Origin of the sequence: Butyricimonas sp. Marseille-P2440, assembly GCF_900091675.1 — a bacterium.
Classification (GTDB): Bacteria; Bacteroidota; Bacteroidia; order Bacteroidales; family Marinifilaceae; genus Butyricimonas; species Butyricimonas synergistica.
Genome location: NZ_LT594610.1, coordinates 719,763 through 740,590 on the forward strand (window position 1 = coordinate 719,763; position 20,828 = coordinate 740,590).

The window sequence follows — 20,828 nt, forward strand, 5'->3', positions numbered from 1 at the left end:
TTTAAAATGGAGGAAAAATTATGAGAGCAATATACAGGATAGCCCGTTTGGAGTTGTCAAATCTTTTTTACTCGCCGGTAGCGTGGCTTCTACTCGTTCTTTCCGTGTTCATGACAGGCATGGGATTTGCCGATATGATGGAGATGCTGGCAAGGCGGCAAGAGCTAGGAAGCCGGGGATTGGCCGCGATATCCAGGGTGATATTTTATTCTCCTTTCGGGGGATTGTGGTCTAAAGTGAGCCAGTTTCTATATTTGTTGATGCCTTTGTTGACCATGGGATTGATTAGCCAGGAATTTAACCGGGGATCGATTAAGTTGCTTTTCTCCGCCCCGATCACGGGCAGGCATATCGTGCTTGGGAAATACCTGGGAATCATGTTGTACGGCTTGTTAATGATGGCGTTCATGTTGGTTTACGTGCTGATAGCCGGGTGCCTCGTGGAGTCGTTCGATTGGTCGGCAGTGTTGACGGGATTGCTGGGGCTGTATTTTCTGTTCGGGCTTTACGCTGCCATCGGGCTTTTCATGTCGACGTTGACGACTTATCCGATCGTGGCGGCAATAGGAATGTTTGCTTTGTTGACCTTGTTGAATCTGGTTTCCGGTATTTGGCAGGAATTCGCTTTCGTGCGGGAAATCACGTATTGGTTGTCGCTTGGCGGTAGGGCGAATGCATTTATAAGAGGGTTGATTTGTAGTGAGGATATTTTGTATTTCGTGCTCATGAGCGTGATGTTTTTGTGTTTCGCGATATTGAAATTGCAATTGTGTCGGGAAAGTTGTTCTTTTACCGGGAAAGCCGCCCGTTATCTCGGGGTATTTCTCGTGGCAGTGTTCTTGGGGTATCTGACTTCCCGCCCGACCATGAAATGGTATCATGATTCCACGCGCACGAAGAGCAATACTTTGACACGAGCCAGTCAGGATATAGTGGCACAATTGGATGGAGGGTTGAAAATTACAACTTACGTGAATCTCTTCGGGAGTATTCATAGCATCACGACGAAAGGGATCAATAATGATATCGCCCGTTACGAGCGGTACATCCGTTTCAAACCGGATACGAAACTCGATTATGTCTTTTATTATTACGCGGACACGACGACGGAGGGTTTTAAAAAACGGTACCCGGAGAAAACCCTGTACGAGGCAGCCAAAGACGCGGCTAAATTACAAGGTACCCGGTTGGGAAAATATCTTTCTCCCGAAGAACTGGCACGGGAAGAAGTGGCTAAAAATATTGATTTGAGTGATGAGGGTTACCGTTTCGTGGCTTTGATTGAACGGGATAACGGGCAGAAGACTTTTCTGCGGGTGTATGCTGATATGAACCGTCTTCCGAGTGAAACGGAGATTTCCGCGGCATTAAAACGAATCGCGATGAAGTTGCCCCAAGTGGGATTCTTGTCGGATCATGGTGCCCGCTCGATCATCGGGGATAAGAATCGGGATTATTCTTACATGGTTGCCGAGAAAATGTACCGGAAGTCGTTGTTGAATCAGGGATTTGACGTGACCGACGTGAACTTAAAACGTAACCCGGGGGTATTGGACAGCTTGGATGTACTTGTCGTGGCTGAGCCGTTGGAACCTTTCACGCGTGAGGAGTTGGAAATACTATATCGTTACGTGGAAAGCGGAAAAAATCTGGTGATTGCCGGGAAACCGAAGACTTATTCCCACTTGATGCCTTTGATGGAATATTTAGGGTTGAGTTTTGAACCGGGCATCTTGGTTCAAAGGCAAATTGACGAGTATCCCGCCCATTTGTTCCTTTGTCGGGCGACGAAAGAGGCTCAGGATATATCCCGTCTATGGAGAAGTTTGTACGTGAACACGAACACGGGGCGTCGTCCCGCATCTTTGGTTATGCCGGGTGCTTTGGCTATCGGGCAGAAAGCTGAGAAAGGTTTTCGTGTAATACCTTTGTTTCAAGGACGGGATTCAGCCAGTTGGAATGAACTGGAAACGATCGATTTCGTGAACGACACGGCACGCCTGAACCCGAAAGCGGGAGAACGTGCAGGAGTGAAAACCACGATGGTCGGGTTGGAACGGGAACAAGCCGGAAAACAGCAACGGATTATCGTGCTCGGGGATGCCGATTGTTTCAGCATGGGTGAGTTGTCCACAACCCGCCGGGGAATATCGTCGGCGAACGGGGATTTGATTATGTCGATGTTCGACTGGTTGTCTTACGAGGAATTGCCGGTAGACACCACCCGTCTCGATCCGATAGACAATAAATTGAACCTAAGTATGGATGCCGGGGGTACCTTGCAAATCGTGCTGAAATGGATATTGCCGGCATTGCTTCTTTTGCTGGGGATACTGGTGCTGATCCGAAGGAAAGGGAAATAGATTAAAATACAGTTCATTAATCTGTACAGTCCGTAAGGTTTATAAAGTTGGAATATTTATAAACTTTACGGATTGTAATTTTATCCGTTTTGCTTTCCAAAATATTTTTTATAGGTTTGTCTTGTTAAATTTAGTTGTATGAGTGAGAGTCCGGTTGGTGTGATAAACGGAATAAACGGGAAAAGAGATGAGGCATTCAAGTATTTGTACGATACTTATTATGCGTCGTTGTGTCGTTATGCCAAGCGTTTCGTGGGTGAGTTTATGGATGAAGAGGATGTCGTGCAGGAAATATTCGTGAAACTGTGGGAGCGGGAGGGGAGTTTCGAGAATATGAGGGCGCTTTCGGCTTATCTTTACCGTTCGGTGCATAATGCTTGCCTCGTGTTTATCCGGGATCAGAAGGAAATCCGGGAAGAGGAATTGATCAGGAAGTTGGGTGAGATTATGGAGTTTGATTCTCCGGATAACGAACAATTATTGATAGAGGAAGAATATTACCGACAGATATTTGTTGTGTTAAATTCTTTGCCGGAAGAGCGCCGGGTTATCGTGGAGATGACTATGGAGGGAATGAAAAATGAAGATATAGCTCGACAAATCCATGTTTCTGTCAACACTGTAAAAACATTGAAAAAGAAGGCTTACGTTTATTTGCGGGAGCAATTATCTCGGGATGCATGGAGTTTCCTGTTTACTTTTCTGTAATTTTTTTATTCAAAAGTATCACCCTGTTTTGTAAAATCGTGTTTCAATAGTAGAAACCATTATTTAATATGAAAGATTTTTACAAAATAGCGGTCTTGTTTCGTAAGTTTAGAACCCATTCGATTTCAGAGGAAGAGGTGGAGGAATTGCGTGTCTGGTTACAAGACAGGAAGAATCGGAAGTTATTCAACCGGTTGATGAAAGGTGACCGGGAGGTGCAGGTGATGCGTGAATTAAGAAAATATAATACAAGTAAGGCTTTCTGTCGGTTTGTAGGACAAGTACACCCGAAAAAACGAAATATCGGGTATTACGGGCAAATTGCGGCAGCAATTGTCTTGCCTCTGATCGCGGGTGTGTTGATTTTGTGGTGGGCGAATAGGAACGTGAGAGAAGAAGTACTTCCTTTGACACAGTCCATGCCGACGATACCTGCTCCGGGGGTAAAGAAAGCTGTGTTGACTTTGGAGAACGGGATGAAAATGGCGTTGGGAAATGGTATGGAAGAAGAGATCGTGTCGGAAGAGGGGGCTCGTTTGAAGATCGATTCCACTGGATTGGTTTATAAGATGGGTGCCGGCAAAGATACTTCGAAGATAAATAAGCTGTTTGTTCCCCGCAGGGGAGAATATAACCTGACATTGTCCGACGGAACCCGGGTATTCTTAAATTCGGATTCACGGCTGATTTATCCTGTTGCTTTCGGAAAAGATAAGCGGGAAGTGATTTTGCAAGGGGAAGGATATTTTGATGTGGCGAAGGATTCTTCTCGTCCTTTTCTCGTGAAGACAGATGATTTGTCCGTGCGGGTACTGGGTACGGCTTTTAACTTGAAATGTTACCCGGGAGATTCCCGGGTCGAGGCGACTTTGGTGCGGGGAAGTGTAAAAGTGCTTGAAGGAAATATCGAAATGTTGTTAAGCCCGGGAGAGCAAGCCCGTTTTGACCGAGAATCCGGGGAAATGGATAAGTTGCAAGTGAATACGGCATTATATACTTCGTGGAAAGATGGTTTATTTATTTTTGAACGGGAACGACTGGAAGATATTTTGACCGTTTTGTCCCGATGGTATGATGTGGCTGTATTTTATCAACGTACGGACGTGAAAGATGAGTTGTTTACAGGGGATTTAAAGAAATATGGTGGTATTGAAGAGCATTTGAAGATGTTGGAGATGACCACGAATGTAAAATTTGAAATTCATGAAAATACAATTATAGTAAAATAAAAGAAGATTGGCGTTCCCGCACCAATCCTCTTAATCATTCGAAAATGTAATATTAACATTTAAGCAAAACAAATGTATGAAAAAAAAATGGAATGAACGAATTCCCTGGCGAGGAATTCAGTTTAAAAAAATTGTACAGATTATGAAATGGAGTTTTGTACTGTTATTAATGAGTTGTATGCACCTTTCTGCCGCGGTTTATGCTCAACAGGAGAGAATGGATATATCCGTGAAAGACATATCCGTGGAACAGTTGATCAAAACTATTAAAGCGAAGGTGAATGTGGATTTCCTGTATAATATAAAGGAAATCGAACGTAATGGAACGGTGAGTGTCGAAATGAAAAATGCTACGGTAGAGGAAGTTTTACAAATGGCTTTCAAGGGAAAATCTCTGGCGTATGATTTGGTTAACGGGGTGTTTGTCATTCGCCCGTTACAAGTTATCGCTCAAGATTCCGTGAAAAAAATGTACGACGTGAAGGGGAAGGTTTTGGATAATAAAAAGCAGCCTTTGCCCGGTGTCACAATTCGCTTGGATGGAACGACAGTGGGGACGGCGGCTGATAACGAGGGTAAATTTGTGTTACGGATTCCCCAAACATCCGGACATTTAATATTTACTTTCGTGGGATTTAAACAAAAGAAGGTGGCTTTTAAAGTGGGTGAACCGTTAACGGTGATATTGGAGGAAGATGTGACAGACTTGGATGAGGTGGTCGTGCGTGCTTATGGAACACAAAATAAACGAGAGATGGTGAGTGCTATTTCTCGAGTGACTGCCGAAGAGATGAAAGAGTTGCCTTCGGCTAGTGTTATAAGTATGTTGCAAGGACGGTTGGCCGGAGTGAATATTGTTAATCAATCCGGGGCTCCGGGCAGTGCGGCAGTGGTGGCTATTCGGGGATATAACTCACTATTTGTGGATTCGAAAGGATATGATGCGGCAGGGAATAGTGGCCAACCACTTTACGTGGTGGACGGAATCCCTATGCACTCGTTTATTTCACCGGTGACAGGAACCAATACATTGGCTGATTTGGATCCTTCGACCATCGAATCGGTGGAGGTATTGAAAGATGCTGCAGCGGCATCAATTTATGGTTCGAGGGCGAGTAATGGGGTGATTTTGATTACCACGAAGAAAGGACGCTCCGGGACCTCGTCATTTTCAGCCAATGCTTCTTATACGCTCTCGCAGTTAATGGAGTACCCGTTGCAAACGGGTGGACGTATGGAACGTTGGAATCAGTTGATGTGGAGAAGAAATTTTCAACAACCGAATTATTATACATCCGAACAATTTTATCCTAATTCTTACAAGGAGGCATTTGGAACAGGAGGAGTTTACGATTATTTTTGGCAAAATGGAAGCCGCTATCAGGCATATATGATTGTTTCTTTACAGGATAGTTTGAATCCGTTTTATAACAATTCCACGAATTGGTGGAAATATACGTTTCGTACAGCGAAAGTGACTAACGTAAACATTCAATCCACGGGAGGAACAGAAAAATTTCAATACATGGTGGGTGCCGGTTATTATGATGAAACAGGTATCATGATTAACAGTAAATATTCACGCGTGAACCTGATATCCAACATGACTTCGCGTCCTACCAAACAATTCCAGATAGATACTCGGGTTTACTTGGCTTACATGGACAGGAGTGTGAACACGGGTGGAATGAGCAACGGCCGTTACGAGGGCGCAACGGTTGATCCTACCGGTCAGAGTACCTTGGATGCCGCCACGGGGATTGTTGGTGACGAGTGGTTGAAATTGATAAATGGGACTGTAGTACGGAGTGATGATTACCGAGCCATGGCAAACGTGGTCTTGACGTACTATATTCTTAACGGATTACAACTTTCCGCTTCCGGGAATGTGGATTACTCGCAGGCAAATTTAAATAAATTTGAACCGAGTTATTTGAATCCTAACGTGAACGAGAATAAGTCTTCCGGAGAAATTAGTCGGAATGTTTCCTTGAATACGGAAGAGTTGTTGACTTATAAAAGGTCGTTTAAGGATGTTCATAATGTGGATATTCTTTTGGGATTTTCAGCAAATAAGACGCAGGTGTTTGGAATCGGAGGATTTGGTAAACGGGGGGCTAGTGACGATATTTACTATTATGATCCCTCGAGAAATCCCTCGATTTATGATTATGGCACTGCGTCTTATCCGAACATTCAATCCACTACTTCTTATGCTTCTTCGTTTACAGAGAAAACGTTAATCAGTTTATTTACTCGATTCGGGTATAATTACAAGCAACGCTACTTGATGGAGTTTGCATTCCGTCGGGATGGTTCTTCTACGTTTGGGGAGAATAACCGTTGGGCAAACTTTCCCTCCATCGCGTTGGGATGGGCCTTCTCGGAGGAAAAATTAATTAAGGATTATTTGGGACATTGGTTAAATTGGGGAAAAATCCGGGGGAGTTATGGAACTTCCGGTCAGATATTCGGTTACGAATACCTCGCTTATGGTTTGTTAAGCGGTTATAATCATACATTCCTCGGAAATTCCGGTATGACGGTTTCTACTCCGGTTAGTCCTAATTTGACGTGGGAAAAATCCGAACAATATGATCTCGGGTTGGATTTGGATATGTTTGATTATCGTTTGAACTTAAAACTGGATTATTATTATAAGTTATCGAAATCATTGATCTATAATGTCCCCATGCCGGGTGATATGTACGTGTATCAATATCATATCGAAAATGCCATGGAAATTTCTAATGAGGGATTGGAGTTGGAATTGAGTTATGACGTGTTGCGGGAGAGTGCCGTGAAATGGCGGACAAAATTCAATGTTTCCAAGAATTGGAACCGTTTCGAAAAGTCATATGACGGACAAGATAAAGCTGGATTGGTGATCGGTCGTCCATTGTATCAGATTTACGTGTATGATGATAGTGGATTTTATAATTCGGAAGACGAGGTGCCTACTTATTACAAAACCGATGGAAGTGAATGCTATCTTGAAGGTACTTCTACAGCCCAAAATTATAGTGGACTTATTGGAATGCAAAAGATTCGGGATTTAAACAATGACGGCTATATTTCTTCTGATAAAGATATGTATCCCGCGGCTTCCCCGCTTCCGCAAGCATACGGGGGGTGGGTAAATGAGGTGACTTGGAAGAATTTTAGTTTGAATGTTTTGTTCAACTATTCTATAGGTCGTCACATGATTAACATGAAAAAAGGATCAGTGAAGGCATCCGGTCCCATTTTTGCAGACTTGAAGGATTACAAATTTTGGAACGGTTCCACGGAGAATGCCAATTACGTGCGTGTAGGTACTGAATACCGTGCGCAAGTACGTTCTAACTTGGAAAAAGTTCATTCTGTGAGTTTGAAACAATTGACGTTAGGGTATGATTTGCCGCAAAATATCTTGAAAAAAACTTTCTTCAAAGAGATACGTTTCTTTGCCACGGGCGAGAATTTGTTTTACCTGAGTAATTACTCCGGTGAGAATCCCGAAACGGTAAACGTTTACACCGGATTAGACGAAGGAAAATCCTATCCGCTGCCTCGTAAATGGACCTTAGGTTTAACGCTTAAATTTTAATGCAATATGAGAAAAATCATACATGGAATTATCGTTTTTTTAGTACTTTCGATAAGCGGATGCTCGGACATGATCGATTTGACTCCGGAGAGCGACGTGACGTTTCAAAGTTATTTTAATTCGGTAAAAGATGCTGAATCGCTATTGAACACGCTGGAAGATCGGCTCCGGTCAAGTTCAACGGGCTCCAGTACGTACCAAAAATATATAGGGTGGATTGCCGATAATGTGTCGAGCACGTATTCCCCTTACGTGAATCTTTCCCCGTTGTTAGGGGGACTTAATTGGTCGCTTTCTTACGAGACGCTTAGCTCGGCTGATGATATTATTGATAATGCCCATCGTTTTCCGGCAACTGTGGACATGAAGCCTTTTTTATTGCAAGCTTATTTTGCAAAAGGGTATACTTATTTTAATTTAGCGAGGATGTGGGGAGAGGTGCCTATTCGGAGGGATAACAATGATTACAGCGCATTGGGTAAAAATTCCGTGCCGGATGTGTTAGAAGAGGCAACGAAATATGCTTTAAAAGCACTTGATTTGCCGAATTATGAGGATTTAAAGGACGGTAACGGTAATGCTCGTACTTCTAAGCAATATGCCGGAAAGGGAGCTGCAGCTGCTTTATTGGCACATATCTACGCTTGGCGGGCAGAAATCGAGCAGAAACCGGAATACTGGGCTGAAGCCGAGAAGTATTGTACGATGATCATCGACGGTAAGGCGGGAATGTATACTATGGCGAAAGATCCGGAAACGCTTTGCCAGAATGAAATGTATCGAGATGGGGCAGAGACCATTTGGGAACTTTATCGAAATACTACGGAATATTATAGCGTAACGTATGCTTATTGTGATCAGTTATACGTGGGATTTCCCGTGTTGACAGATGCGTATTACAAGCCTGGTAATTCATATTCTTACTATAACGTGGAGATTTATAAAGAAACCGTGAAAGAGATGTTTCGTCCGGAAGATCGTCGTCGGGATGCTTATTTCTGGGGGGTGGATGCCGATTCGTTGTTTATTGTCCGTAATCGAGGAACACAAGAGTCTTTTGCCGTTGCAGCCAAGTATAGTGAGAATGGGAACGAGTACACGAAATATAACAATTTGACTCAACGTCCGGAGACGTTAGAACAATTGTTGGCGTTAGGCGATACTATCGAGGGACGTTTTGGTAATAATACGCAACAGTCGGCTTATGTGATAAAGCATCGTTATCCGTTCTATGTAAAATCCGAGTATAGCTCAACGGCTTATTTGAGGTGTTTTGATAATAATAAGGTTATCTGGCGCTTGGCGGATATATACTTGTTACGTGCCGAATGTCGTGTCCGTCAAGATGCACATTCATCTGGGGCAATTGCTGATTTGAATGAGATTCGAGAACGTGCTTACGGGTGTAAAGATTTCAATTATCCTTGTGCGGACGACGTGGCGAAAGGGTTGGATGTCGATTTGCGATTAGCCATTTTCCGAGAACGGGAAAAAGAATTGATGTTTGAGGATCATCGTTATTACGATGTGGTACGTAACGGATGGGGGCGTAATGGAGAGCGGGATTACGTGCGTATGGAATTATCCGAGGCTGTGAGTCGCTTGACCGACCAAGATATTCTTGACGGCGCTCTTTACTTGAAGGTCGGAACGCGTGCATTTGAAAACAATGATTTAATGAGACAAAACGTTTACTGGAACAGACAAAACCAATAATTATGAAATTAAGAATATTGAAACCTGTTTTACCGATCAGCTTCGTTCTTTTATTATTGAGCGTCGGTTGTACGAAAAACAATTATATCGATACGGGCGTAAGCAATGGACGTCATGATTGCAGCTTGCTGGAGTATATGGAAAAACATTCCTACGATTGGGACTCAACGGTTTTGATGGTGCGTTACGCCGGGTTGGAATCCTTGTTTCAAGATAACAATCTGGATGGGAAACACTATGAGAATATTACATTCTTCGGAATTACCAATCACTCCATCCGCCGTTACCTGTACGAGCAAGGCTTGGAGCGGGTTGCGGATCTCAAAGCCGCAATGTGTCGGGAAATTCTTTTGCGATGCATGATAGAGGGGAAATATTACCGGGAGGATTTTGTTGCCGGAAAAGAGTCTTCCGATATGGCTCTTGTCGGTGAAGGCGGTGCCACGTATGTTACTCTTGGTGAAAGTAAAATTTGGATATACAAGTACGCCGATCATTATATGGGTATTCCCGAGATGGGAGCTGTGAAAATTGGGGGAACAATACTTGATTCCGGGAAAACTTTTACGGTAGCTTCGGCTGATATAGAACCGAACAATTGTGTGGTTCATGCTTTAGAGTATGGGATAACGATTGACGATCTGTTGAAGTCGGGAGAAAGTTTAAGATGATAACACTAAAATGTTTACGTTATGCGATTGAAATATATTATTTTATTGGTGACTTTATTGGGATGTTCTTTCTGCGGGTGTCGAGATATTAAAGAAGGCTTTCTGCAAGTTGACAAAGCTAGTTATACTCCGGACACGTTAGTTGTCCGTAAAACGTTGGATCCGGTTTTGGATGCTGTCCGTATTCAAAATGGTGCACCATGGGTGTCAATTAAAATGGAAGGCTATTTGGGAACGGAACCGATAGACTTTTCTATTGAGTCTGTGACGTCTGTCGGAAACGAAGCGGGAGCCGCCGAATTTATGAAAAAGTTGACGATTCGGGGTGCTGGAGCTTTAGTTTACCCGCAGGGAACGGATGTGCCTGCGGGGCGTTACGTGGTGTCGGTGCGGTTGACGAATTCCGGGTATAGTCGGGTTGTTGAAAATGCATACACTTTTATTGTCAAAGATTAAGTAACGAACTTGAGATAGCGGCAAATAAGACCGGGGATAAAACTCCCTGCGACACGAAAAGTTTTATCCCCGGTCTTTTTGATTGGAAATGTAATAAAGGATGAAAAAATGAACGTAGTGTGCTTATCATTATCGGGATTATTTGTTTTGGCGGCTCTTGTCGTGCAGGCTCAGGGTGTAGAGTTTCACACCGAGAACGTGAAAGAAGTGATAGCAAATGCCCCCAAAGAGGGAAAACCCGTGTTGATTTATTTCAAAGCGGCAGGTTACGACACGTGTGAGAAAATTGATCGAGAGGTGTTTGCTGATAAGCGGGCGGGAGATTGTTTTAATGATAAGGTAGTTTGTTGTACGGTAGACGTGAAGGCGGATCCTTCATTGACTCCGCTTTACGAGGTACGGGTAGTCCCGACAGTGGTAATGTTGGACGATAAAGGGAAAATGGTTTACCGTATGGACGGGCAGGTGAGTCCGGCTTACCTTGTACATTTGGGAAATGCCTTGACGGGGCGTGTACCTTCGCTAAAGATGTTGTATGAGGATCTCCAGCGAGATAAATCAAATTTGGAAACTATTCGAAGATTATTGCTTAACGCATTGAACTTTTTAGGTTATTTACCGGTTGATTCCCGTACCGTTTGGGAGAAACGATTGATGAAAGTGTATGACAATTACCGGAAGGTAAAATCTTTGGATGAGATGGTAAATAAAGAAGATTACACGTTGTTGACTGCTTACGAACGTCCGCAAAAAGATAGCGAAGCATTTGACTTTATCGTGAAACATTACGATAGATTCAAGGCTGTGGTGGATGAGAACGGTTTGATATCTTATCTTGTTAACACGAACAATGGGTTAATCATGAATCTTGCCCGGGCTGGCGATGGCGGTTACACGAAATGTTTGGAACGGATCAATGGGGATATGGCTGGGGTGTACAAATTTTTGAAGGGACCGGGAGATCCTTACCGTTTGATGAGATTAGAGGCGAGTGCCTTGTACGCTTTGTATGGGAAAAAGGACCAGAATGCTTATGTTTCTTTGGAAAACGAGTATTTTACGGCTCTTGGCGAGACTTTGGATGCGAATACTTTGTTACGTGGTATTCAAGAATTGTATGTTGCAAGTAAGGGTAAGATGACACCTGAAGCGGCTGCAATCTGTTATGCTTGGGTGGACGTGGCAGAACAGGCTGGTGTGCCTGCTAATACCCGTTTACAATTGACATTGGTGCGGGCGGATTGTTGCGAGAGTAACGGGGATAAGGTGAAAGCTAAGTTTTTTTTGAATGAAGCGTATTTGCAAGCTATGCAAGTTGGGGACCAACAAATGCAACAGTACGTGCAGAAAAAGATTGAGGGATTGGAGAGGTGATTTTCTAAAAGGCTGGAATGAATTTCTTGTGCGTGGAGAAATTAGTTCCAGTCTTTTAGTTTTTATTTTTGTTGCTATTGAAAAAGTGTTGCTATTGAAAAAGTAGACACGGGAAGGTGGAAAAAGTGTAGAATTGAAAGGGTTGTTTCTATGGAAAAGTGTATATTTGTAGTGCTAAATATTTTAGAAAAGTGTAGAAACAATGCTGTACAGAAAGATCCGATCATATATATATGACCACCTCAGGTCTAATGAGGACAAGATTCTCCTTATTGAAGGAGCGCGGCAGATAGGCAAGTCTTACATTATAAGAGATGTAGGGACAGAACTCTATGGCAACTATGTGGAGATTAACTTCGTGGAAGACGATGCGGGCGACAAGATATTCAAGAATGTTCGCACAACGGAAGAGTTTTACCTGAACTTAAGTATGGTCGCGGGATCCAAGCTGGACAGATATGAAAACACATTGGTCTTTATTGATGAAATTCAGCATTATCCACAATTTTTGACGATGCTCAAGTTCTTGAGGCAAGAACACCGGTATCAGTTTATCTGCAGCGGAAGCCTGTTGGGAATTGCATTGAAAAAGACTGTTTCGGTTCCTGTCGGAAGTATTATTCCCAGAAAAATGTACCAGCTTGACTTTGAAGAATTCCTGATTGCAAATGATTTTGGCGAGGATGCGATTAAGCATCTAAGGAAATCCTTTGAGCAGAAACTGTCTTTGGCCCCGGAGGTTCACGATAAAGTGCTAAGTCTTTTCAAAAGATACCTTCTCGTGGGAGGTATGCCGGATGCGGTCAATGAATATTTAAACAGTCATAATATTGTCAAAGTGAGGGAAGTTCAGGAGGCTATCAGAGAATTGTATGGTGTCGATGCTTCCCGTTACGAAGAGGACGCTGCCAAGAAACTGTATATCCGCCGTATTTATGATATGATTCCTTCTCAGATGGAGAACAAGAAGAAGCGGATTGTGGCAAAAGATATATTGGACAGGAAAGGCGATAGATTCAGCAATTACGTGGAGGAGTTTGAGTACCTGATCAATTCAGGTATTACGATACCATCTCATGCAATCAGTAATCCGAAATATCCCTTGGCAGAATCCCAGCAGAAAAATTTGTTGAAGCTGTACATGAACGATGTAGGTATGCTTACTTCCCAGTTGTATCATTACAATATCCAGCCAATACTTAACGACATTGCCAGCATTAACCTTGGCTCTGTCTATGAAAGCGCTGTTGCCCAGGAACTGAAAGCACATTACGAGAAATTGTTCTACTACGACAATAAGCAGAAAGGGAAGGTAGACTTTCTTGTTGATGATAGCAGCATCATGAGCGTCCTGCCTATTGAGGTTAAATCCGGAAAGGATTATACCGTTCATAGTGCATTGGACAACCTGATGGCAATTCAGGACTACCATATTGTTTCATCTATTGTTCTCTCAAACGAAAGGGGAATAAAGACAAAAGGAAATATCCTTTATCTCCCGATTTACTATGTTATGTTCCTGGAGAACAAGATGCCAGAAAAAGAAAACCTGTACTTTTAAGTTTAAAAATTCGACACCGTCCAAAATTTTGTGTAACTGAAAACACACCCTCGGGTCCATAAAGTCGTAAGGTCGGAATATTACAAATATTGCAGATTATTATATTGATAATTAGTAATTTATGTAATAATTGACCTTAAGGACTTTTAGAACCGAAGGTTCGACTTTATGGACATTATGGACCAGGAGGTGTTGATTATTCGTTGTTTTTTTCACGCTTTTTTCGGGGAGATTTAGATGAGAATAGGCTGAGGACGGGCTACACCTCCAGTACAACATTTATACAATAACAGAGTGACACTTGAGGAAATGATTGTTGTTCAAATGTCGGTGCAAAGATGCTTGATTCGCGTGGCTCGTCCTTTTCCTTTCCCGGGCCTTTTCCGGGGAAATTATTTTTATTGTATAAATAAAATTTTATCTTTGTGTTGTTCTACTAGCGGTAAATAGGGTGAAAATTGGATGACAGAGTCAGAGAAAAGAAAGCGATTTGAGTCCGTGTATCTTGATTATTTTCAAGCTATACATGATTTTTGTAACTCTTTTTTGAAGGATGGAGAGTTGGCTCGGGATGTTGCTCAGGATGTGTTCTTTGCTCTTTGGAATAATTTTGATCCTGCTTATTCGGAAAAGGAGATTTTGTCTTTTCTTTACACGACGGGGCGGAATAAATGCTTTGACCAGTTGCGTCTTCAAAAGGTGGTGGAAAGTAAAATCAAGGATTTGAAAGATACGATCTATTCTGACACCTTCTTTTTAGATGAAGTTACCCGGAGAGAGACTTATCGGATCGTGCGGGAGTCGATCAATAAATTGCCGGAACGTTCGCACCAGATAGCCTTGCTTGCCCTTCAAGGATATTCGACTCAGGAGATAGCCGATGAACTGGAAGTTTCGATCAATACCGTGAAAACGTTGAAAAAAAATGCGTACTCGAAGTTAAGGGAAATTATTAATAATCAGTATGTAATTTTGATCTTGCTAAAATATTTCATTTGATTTCCGTTGTGCCGTTCACCCGTTTTTTTGACTTCTTCGTATGATAGATGATTTAAACGAAAAGATCACGATGAAGCAAAAAATTTACGAACGATTGGATTTAGGCAAACAATTTGCCAAGCGTCTGACAGAACGGGATGCGGTGCACGATGGACTTGATCAGCAATTGGAGGAAGATCCGGATTTGAAGGAGCTTTACCATGATATTGCGGCAAATCTTCATACTGTAGATTGGAAGCCGACAGGCAGGCAGGAATGGTTGGATTTCCAAAAGAAGTATCTTTTCCGAAGACAACGCCGTCGTAATTTGATTCTTCGATATGCTGCGGTCGCCTGTGTCCTCGTGTCGGCAGTGGTCGTCTGGTCCTTGTATTTCTCCCGTCAGGAGGAGCCTGCCGTGGTAATGTCTGCCGCGGGTAATCTTCCGACGCTTTCCGTGAACGATCAGGTTTTTGCATTGGATTCGGGGGGAATCAAACGACTCTTGCAACAAAAACACGTTGTTATGCAACAAACTGATAAAGAATTGGCTTATTTGACAGATTGTGGCTCTTCCGTTGTTTCGGAATGGCATACGATACGGGTTCCCCGACAAGCCGAATTTACCCTCGTGCTTATGGATGGCAGCCGTGTGCGTTTGAATACCGGGACGACTCTTCATTACCCGGTTCCCTTTACGGGAGATACCCGGGAAGTTCGGGTGGAGGGAGAAGCCTTTTTCGAAGTTGCTCCGGATAAAGATAAACCTTTTATCGTTCATTTCGAGGATAATAGTGTTACTGTTTTGGGAACGGAGTTTAATATCTCTTGTTACAAGGAACAACCAAGCCATACCACGTTGGTAAAAGGTTCCGTGCGCTTGAGTAATTCTCTTGATGCTGTGGTTCTTCTTCCCGGACAGGAAGGGATTATTTCGTCTTCCCGGGAAAATATTACCGTTCGGGAAGCGGATATAAATGTCGTGACGGCATGGCTTAACAATCGTTTCTATTTTAAAGAACTTCCTTTATCCGAGATCATGAAGGCTTTGGGGGAATGGTATGATGTCGGTGTGTTGTTTGATAACAAGAGTACCGGGGATATGCTCTTTTCTATCGAAACGAAACGTTATGAAGATATTGATAGTGTGTTGACGATTCTCGAGAGTACGAAAAAAGTAAAATTCACGAGGAAAGATAATATGATACAGGTAAAAAGTAATTTATAAAAAACGGAAAGTCCGTTAAACTTTCCGTTCGCAATCCTTCTCGCCGTACGAGAAAAATTTGTTTTTAAATTTATTACAATTCAAAATTATGAAAAAAAATCGATTTATTCAGTTCTTGCATTTACTTTTTTGCTTGCTCGTTCTGCCCGGCATAACGACAATAGCACAAATGCAAGAACAACGATTCGACTTGAGAATGCAAAACGCGGGATTGAGTCAGGTCATTGAAAAGTTGAGGGAAATAAGTAATCAGACATTTGCTTATCAGCTCGATGATGTAAAGCCTTATACCGGAATTAGTTTCGACTTGAAGCAAAAAACCGTTCCGGAGATATTGGACGAATGTTTAAAGAAAACGGATTTGTCTTGGCAGCGTGTGGATCAAACTATTATTATTTTCAAGCGTTCCTCTTCTCCGGAAGTACGTTCTATTGTTATCAAAGGTTTTATCCGGGATAAGAAGGAAGAAACGATGCCGGGGGTGACGGTTAAGTTGGTCGGAGCTTCCGTGGGAACGGCTTCGGATGTCAACGGTTGGTTTCTCATTAAATTACCCGTTTTGAAAGGAAAGTTGGAATTTTCTTTCGTGGGGTATAAGACACGGACTTTGGATTTCACGGAAGAAACTGCGAAAGATACTTTGCTGGTCGTGCTGGAAGAAGAGGTTTCGGCGTTGGATGAGGTCGTGGTGACCGGAGTATTCACGAAAGCCAAAGAAAGTTACACTGGGGCTGCTACGACGATCACGGCAGCTGACTTGAAACGGGTGGGAAACCGGAATATATTGAGTTCTATCCGGAATTTTGACCCGAGTTTCAATATCGTGGATAACCCGACAATGGGTTCCGACCCGAATAGCCTGCCGGATATCACGATCCGCGGTAATTCGAGTATGACGTCTAATGTCAAAGATTTACAGTCGGAGTCACAAAACACACAATCGGCGAATATGCCGTTGTTCATCATGGACGGGTTCGAGATCACGCTGGAACGGATGATGGATCTTGATGATAATCAAGTGGAGAGTATCACGTTGCTGAAGGATGCGAGTGCGACTGCCATGTACGGGACCCGGGGGGCTAACGGGGTCGTGGTAATCACGACAAAGCAACCGGAAGCCGGTAGATTACAGTTGACGTATAAAGGCGGTCTGGCAATAGAGGCACCGGATTTGACTTCGTATAATTTGTTGAGTGCCAAAGAAAAGTTGATATACGAGAAAGCGGCGGGACTTTACCTGTATAATTCGGGTCCCGGGGTTAACCAGCATAACTTGGAAGCACTTTATAATTCCCGAATGCTTGCTGCCGAGCGGGGGGTGAACACCTATTGGTTGAAATACCCAGTACGCACGGGCGTGGGACATAACCACAGTTTGCGTCTGGAAGGGGGACGTGAGGAAATTCGTTATGCCGTGGGATTGTCGTACAAGAATATTGCCGGGGCGATGAAGGGTTCGGAGAGAAATACTTTGAACGGCAATGTTTTTCTTTCCTATAAATTGAAAAATCTGACCTTCCAGAACGATTTGCAGGTAGCGTCGAATAAATCTCAAAACTCTCCCTACGGAACGTTTTCGCAGTATGCTAAGCTCAATTCCTACTGGAAGCCTTATGATGATGAGGGTAATCTATTGATGATCTTGGATGAGCGAATTTATTCCAACGAGGCGTACGGGGATTCTTACAGCAATACGGTGTACAATCCCTTGTACAATGCTTATCTACCAAGTATTGACGAGAGTAAATACACGCAGATTACCAACAATTTTGCCGTAGAATGGAGTGTTTTGCCGGAACTGGTGCTACGGGGTAAGTTCAGCGTGACATCTAAAAATTCACGTTCGGACAAATACAAGCCGGCGAGCCACACGGATTTCTTGAAATACACAGGCGACGACTATGGGCGGCGCGGTTCTTATGAAATGGGTCTTGGCGAGAGTTTTAAATATGAAGCGGATTTCACGCTGAATTACAACAAGACTTTTCAAGGTGTACACCAGGTATACGTGGGTTTAGGCTATAATTTTGCGGAGGAAAAGTCAGAAAATTATTCATTTTTTGGCGAAGGGATTCCGGATGATTATTCAGACTTTATCGGGCTTGCCGCTTCTTATAAAAAAGACGGCTCACCCTATGGTGACGAGGGTATTTCCCGGCGAGCGGGTGGTATAGCGAACGTTAATTATACTTATGATCGTCGTTATTTTATTGATATATCCGGCAAACTAGAGGGGTCTTCTAAATTCGGTGCGGACAATCGTTACGCTCCTTTCTGGTCGGTCGGTGCTGGTTGGAATATTCATCAGGAGCATTTTCTGAAAGACAATATGCTGTTGAACACGGCACGTCTGCGCGTGTCTTACGGTACGTCGGGTGCGCAAAATTTCTCTCCCTATCAGGCGATGCGGACTTTTAAATATTTTAGCGAGCAGAACTACAACGGTAACGCGGGGGCATATCTGTTAGGTATCGGTAACCCGGATTTGGGATGGCAGAAGACGGGACAGTTGAATATCGGTATGGAATTGGGCGTGTTTGACAATCGTTTGAAAGTGAACGTGGACTGGTATAATAAATTGACGGACGATATGTTGGCAGACATCACGTTGCCGTTGGCGGGCGGTTTCGGCAGCTACAAGGCGAATATTGGTAAAGTGCAGAATCGGGGTGTGGAAGTATCGTTGAATGCTTACCTGATTCGCGATAGCGAAAGTAACCTTTTCTGGTCTGTCGGGGGAACGATTCTTTACAACAAGAACAAAATCAAAAAGATTTCCAATTCCTTGGAGTTCCTGAATGAAGAATTGTTGGCAAGCGACGGTGCTAATCCCAGCTTCCTGTTCAAGGAAGGGCAATCCATGAATACAATTTTTGCCGTACGTTCTTTAGGCATCGACCCGGCGAACGGTAAGGAAATTTACTTGAAAGCGGATGGACATACCCAGACTTATGAATGGGATGTGAAAGATAAAGTAGCTTGCGGTGTGACAGACCCGAAAGTATGGGGTAATTTCAACACCATGTTCCGGTTCCGGGGATGGACGCTGAATGCCGTTTTCAGTTATCGTTGCGGAGGGCAGATGTATAACTCGACTTTGGCAAACAAGGTGGAAAATATCCACCCGATTAACAATGCCGACAAACGTGTGCTTTATAGCCGATGGAAAAATCCAGGAGATCATGCTAAATTCAAAAGTGTGACCGATCTTTCAAGTACGCAGGCAACAAGCCGTTTCGTGGCAGACGAGAATACACTGGAATGCGGTAGTATTTCTTTGGGATACGAATGGAGTTCCGAGTGGCTGAAGAGAAACCTTTCCATATCCTACCTGTCATTGACCGGATATGGCGAAGATATTTTCCGAGTATCGAGTATCAAACAGGAACGTGGTACCAGTTACCCTTTCGCACGGAAATTTTCATTCTCTCTATCAGTCAGATTTTAACCGTTAAAATGAATATAATATGAAAGTAACGAGAACAAGATATTTTGACTGGCTGTTAGTTGCCATGCTCGCGTTGGCTTGCAGTTGCAGCGATTGGCTGGATGTGAATCCCCGCACGGAGATGAAAGAAGAGGATATGTACCAGAGTGAGAAGGGATTCAAAAATGTGATGAATGGTATTTATATACAATTGGCTGCCAAAGAATTGTACGGGAAGAATACAAGTTATTATTTCCCGGATTTACTGGCGGGTTATTGGTACAAGACTTCCAATACGACGGAAACTTATATCGCTTCCTTTAATTATAGTGAAAGTAATGTGGAAAGCGTGATTCAGACGATTTGGAGTAAATATTATACCGTAGTGGCGCATATCAACGATTTGTTGGAGAATCTGGAGAAGACCGACGTGCAATTCTCTTACGGAAACAAGGAGTTGTTGCTGGGTGAGGCTTACGGTCTGCGTGCCTTTATCCACTTGGAGTTACTTCGTCTGTTTGGTCCGGTACCGGCAGGGGCGACGGATGACATGGTGGCTATTCCTTACGTGACGGAGATCACTCGTGAACCGTCGAAATTGGTATCCGTGAGTTACGGGAAGGTAAAGGAGAATATTCTGAAGGATCTGGAACAGGCAGAGAAATACCTGCAAGAGGATCCGTTCGCTCTCGGGAATATGTTCGATTTCAATAATCCGGGTAGCAACGGCATAAAGTATACCCCGGACGACGATTGGCATTACTATCGTCAGACACATTTTAACCGGTATGCAGTAGATGCGCTGCGAGCCCGTTTTTATCATTGGATTGGCGATGGTGGGCAGGCTGCAATTTACGCTAAAAAAGTGGTAGAGGTTGAAAATACGGACGGAACGAACAAGTTTGAACTGGCGACGGAAGCTAACAGTTACACGATAAGCACGGGAAAGAATCTGGTGATGCAGTGTGAGCATATTTTCGCATTGAATTGTTCAAGTCTGCAAAAAATCATCAACGGGGTAATGATGTCTTCTTCCACTGCAAAACCGAAATTGTATTTGACCAACTCGTGGGTGGCAAACGTGTACGAGAAATCGGAAACGGATATTCGTTGCCGGAGCGGTCGCTATTTCGAAGTGGACGGGACGAATGCCTATTATCTGAAATATTACAAGAGCGGGGTTATCGAGCCTATTAATATGGTTCCGTTGGTACGTCTTGCCGAGATGTATTTGATTTTAGTGGAAGATTTGCCTTTGGATGAAGCTAAGGGGTATTTCGAAACTTACCGGCAAGCGCGCGGGATGGATGTCAGCATAAATATTAATAGTGAAACCACAAGAAAAAGCCAGGTGGAGAAGGAGTACCGGAAGGAATTCTGGGGAGAGGGACAGATGTTTTATTATTATAAGTTGCATAATATTACCAGTTGGAGTATTCCGCAGAGCGTGACAATCCCGATGAACGGGTTCGTGGTACCGAAGCCGCAGGGACAAACGGCATTTGAATAATTGAAAATTGATTTTGGA

The 20,828-nt window shown here is 43.3% G+C and carries 13 protein-coding genes; all 13 read left to right on the forward strand.

The window, feature by feature from the left end; all coding sequences use genetic code 11:
* The first annotated feature begins 20 nt into the window (after nt 1–20).
* The 13 genes from BN8899_RS13985 (at nt 21) to BN8899_RS14045 (ending at nt 20,810) form a co-directional block, all read left to right on the forward strand.
* Entirely contained in the window at nt 21–2,363 is a 2,343-nt protein-coding gene (locus BN8899_RS13985; protein WP_065219888.1) for a Gldg family protein, read from the forward strand.
* A 138-nt stretch (nt 2,364–2,501) separates the two neighbouring features.
* Nucleotides 2,502–3,071: an RNA polymerase sigma-70 factor gene (locus BN8899_RS13990; protein ID WP_065219889.1), complete on the forward strand. Its 570-nt coding sequence runs from the start codon at nt 2,502–2,504 to the stop codon at nt 3,069–3,071.
* A 68-nt stretch (nt 3,072–3,139) separates the two neighbouring features.
* Nucleotides 3,140–4,300, forward strand: coding sequence for a FecR family protein (locus BN8899_RS13995; protein WP_065219890.1), 1,161 nt, complete (start codon nt 3,140–3,142; stop codon nt 4,298–4,300).
* A gap of 142 nt (nt 4,301–4,442) precedes the next feature.
* Nucleotides 4,443–7,889: a SusC/RagA family TonB-linked outer membrane protein gene (locus tag BN8899_RS14000; RefSeq protein ID WP_231932356.1), complete on the forward strand. Its 3,447-nt coding sequence runs from the start codon at nt 4,443–4,445 to the stop codon at nt 7,887–7,889.
* A 6-nt stretch (nt 7,890–7,895) separates the two neighbouring features.
* Nucleotides 7,896–9,605, forward strand: a complete 1,710-nt coding sequence (locus BN8899_RS14005) for a RagB/SusD family nutrient uptake outer membrane protein (protein ID WP_065219892.1) — start codon at nt 7,896–7,898, stop codon at nt 9,603–9,605.
* A 2-nt stretch (nt 9,606–9,607) separates the two neighbouring features.
* On the forward strand, nt 9,608–10,276 hold the full coding sequence (locus tag BN8899_RS14010; RefSeq protein ID WP_082987064.1) for a transcriptional regulator: 669 nt from the start codon (nt 9,608–9,610) through the stop codon (nt 10,274–10,276).
* A 21-nt stretch (nt 10,277–10,297) separates the two neighbouring features.
* Nucleotides 10,298–10,732, forward strand: coding sequence for a hypothetical protein (locus BN8899_RS14015; protein ID WP_065219893.1), 435 nt, complete (start codon nt 10,298–10,300; stop codon nt 10,730–10,732).
* A gap of 108 nt (nt 10,733–10,840) precedes the next feature.
* Nucleotides 10,841–12,106, forward strand: coding sequence for a thioredoxin family protein (locus BN8899_RS14020; RefSeq protein WP_065219894.1), 1,266 nt, complete (start codon nt 10,841–10,843; stop codon nt 12,104–12,106).
* 202 nt (nt 12,107–12,308) lie between these two features.
* Nucleotides 12,309–13,667: an ATP-binding protein gene (locus BN8899_RS14025; protein ID WP_065219895.1), complete on the forward strand. Its 1,359-nt coding sequence runs from the start codon at nt 12,309–12,311 to the stop codon at nt 13,665–13,667.
* Between the two features lie 462 nt (nt 13,668–14,129).
* A complete protein-coding gene (locus tag BN8899_RS14030; protein ID WP_065219896.1) occupies nt 14,130–14,666 on the forward strand; it encodes a sigma-70 family RNA polymerase sigma factor in 537 nt (178 codons plus the stop codon).
* A gap of 40 nt (nt 14,667–14,706) precedes the next feature.
* On the forward strand, nt 14,707–15,873 hold the full coding sequence (locus tag BN8899_RS14035) for a FecR family protein (protein WP_082987065.1): 1,167 nt from the start codon (nt 14,707–14,709) through the stop codon (nt 15,871–15,873).
* Between the two features lie 88 nt (nt 15,874–15,961).
* Nucleotides 15,962–19,321 carry a SusC/RagA family TonB-linked outer membrane protein gene (locus BN8899_RS14040; protein WP_082987066.1) on the forward strand — a complete coding sequence of 1,120 codons (3,360 nt, stop codon included), beginning with the start codon at nt 15,962–15,964 and terminating at the stop codon, nt 19,319–19,321.
* Between the two features lie 19 nt (nt 19,322–19,340).
* A complete protein-coding gene (locus tag BN8899_RS14045; RefSeq protein WP_065219898.1) occupies nt 19,341–20,810 on the forward strand; it encodes a RagB/SusD family nutrient uptake outer membrane protein in 1,470 nt (489 codons plus the stop codon).
* Nucleotides 20,811–20,828: the final 18 nt, after the last annotated feature.

What these genes read in the sequence shown, in the direction of transcription:
- BN8899_RS14025 (WP_065219895.1), top strand. Translation starts at nt 12,309, where the DNA reads ATGCTGTACAGAAAGATCCGATCATATATATATGACCACCTCAGGTCT.
- BN8899_RS14010 (WP_082987064.1), top strand. Translation starts at nt 9,608, where the DNA reads ATGAAATTAAGAATATTGAAACCTGTTTTACCGATCAGCTTCGTTCTT.
- BN8899_RS14035 (WP_082987065.1), top strand. Translation starts at nt 14,707, where the DNA reads ATGATAGATGATTTAAACGAAAAGATCACGATGAAGCAAAAAATTTAC.
- BN8899_RS14020 (WP_065219894.1), top strand. Translation starts at nt 10,841, where the DNA reads ATGAACGTAGTGTGCTTATCATTATCGGGATTATTTGTTTTGGCGGCT.
- BN8899_RS14030 (WP_065219896.1), top strand. Translation starts at nt 14,130, where the DNA reads ATGACAGAGTCAGAGAAAAGAAAGCGATTTGAGTCCGTGTATCTTGAT.
- BN8899_RS13995 (WP_065219890.1), top strand. Translation starts at nt 3,140, where the DNA reads ATGAAAGATTTTTACAAAATAGCGGTCTTGTTTCGTAAGTTTAGAACC.
- BN8899_RS13990 (WP_065219889.1), top strand. Translation starts at nt 2,502, where the DNA reads ATGAGTGAGAGTCCGGTTGGTGTGATAAACGGAATAAACGGGAAAAGA.
- BN8899_RS14045 (WP_065219898.1), top strand. Translation starts at nt 19,341, where the DNA reads ATGAAAGTAACGAGAACAAGATATTTTGACTGGCTGTTAGTTGCCATG.
- BN8899_RS14040 (WP_082987066.1), top strand. Translation starts at nt 15,962, where the DNA reads ATGAAAAAAAATCGATTTATTCAGTTCTTGCATTTACTTTTTTGCTTG.
- BN8899_RS14005 (WP_065219892.1), top strand. Translation starts at nt 7,896, where the DNA reads ATGAGAAAAATCATACATGGAATTATCGTTTTTTTAGTACTTTCGATA.
- BN8899_RS14000 (WP_231932356.1), top strand. Translation starts at nt 4,443, where the DNA reads ATGAAATGGAGTTTTGTACTGTTATTAATGAGTTGTATGCACCTTTCT.
- BN8899_RS14015 (WP_065219893.1), top strand. Translation starts at nt 10,298, where the DNA reads ATGCGATTGAAATATATTATTTTATTGGTGACTTTATTGGGATGTTCT.
- BN8899_RS13985 (WP_065219888.1), top strand. Translation starts at nt 21, where the DNA reads ATGAGAGCAATATACAGGATAGCCCGTTTGGAGTTGTCAAATCTTTTT.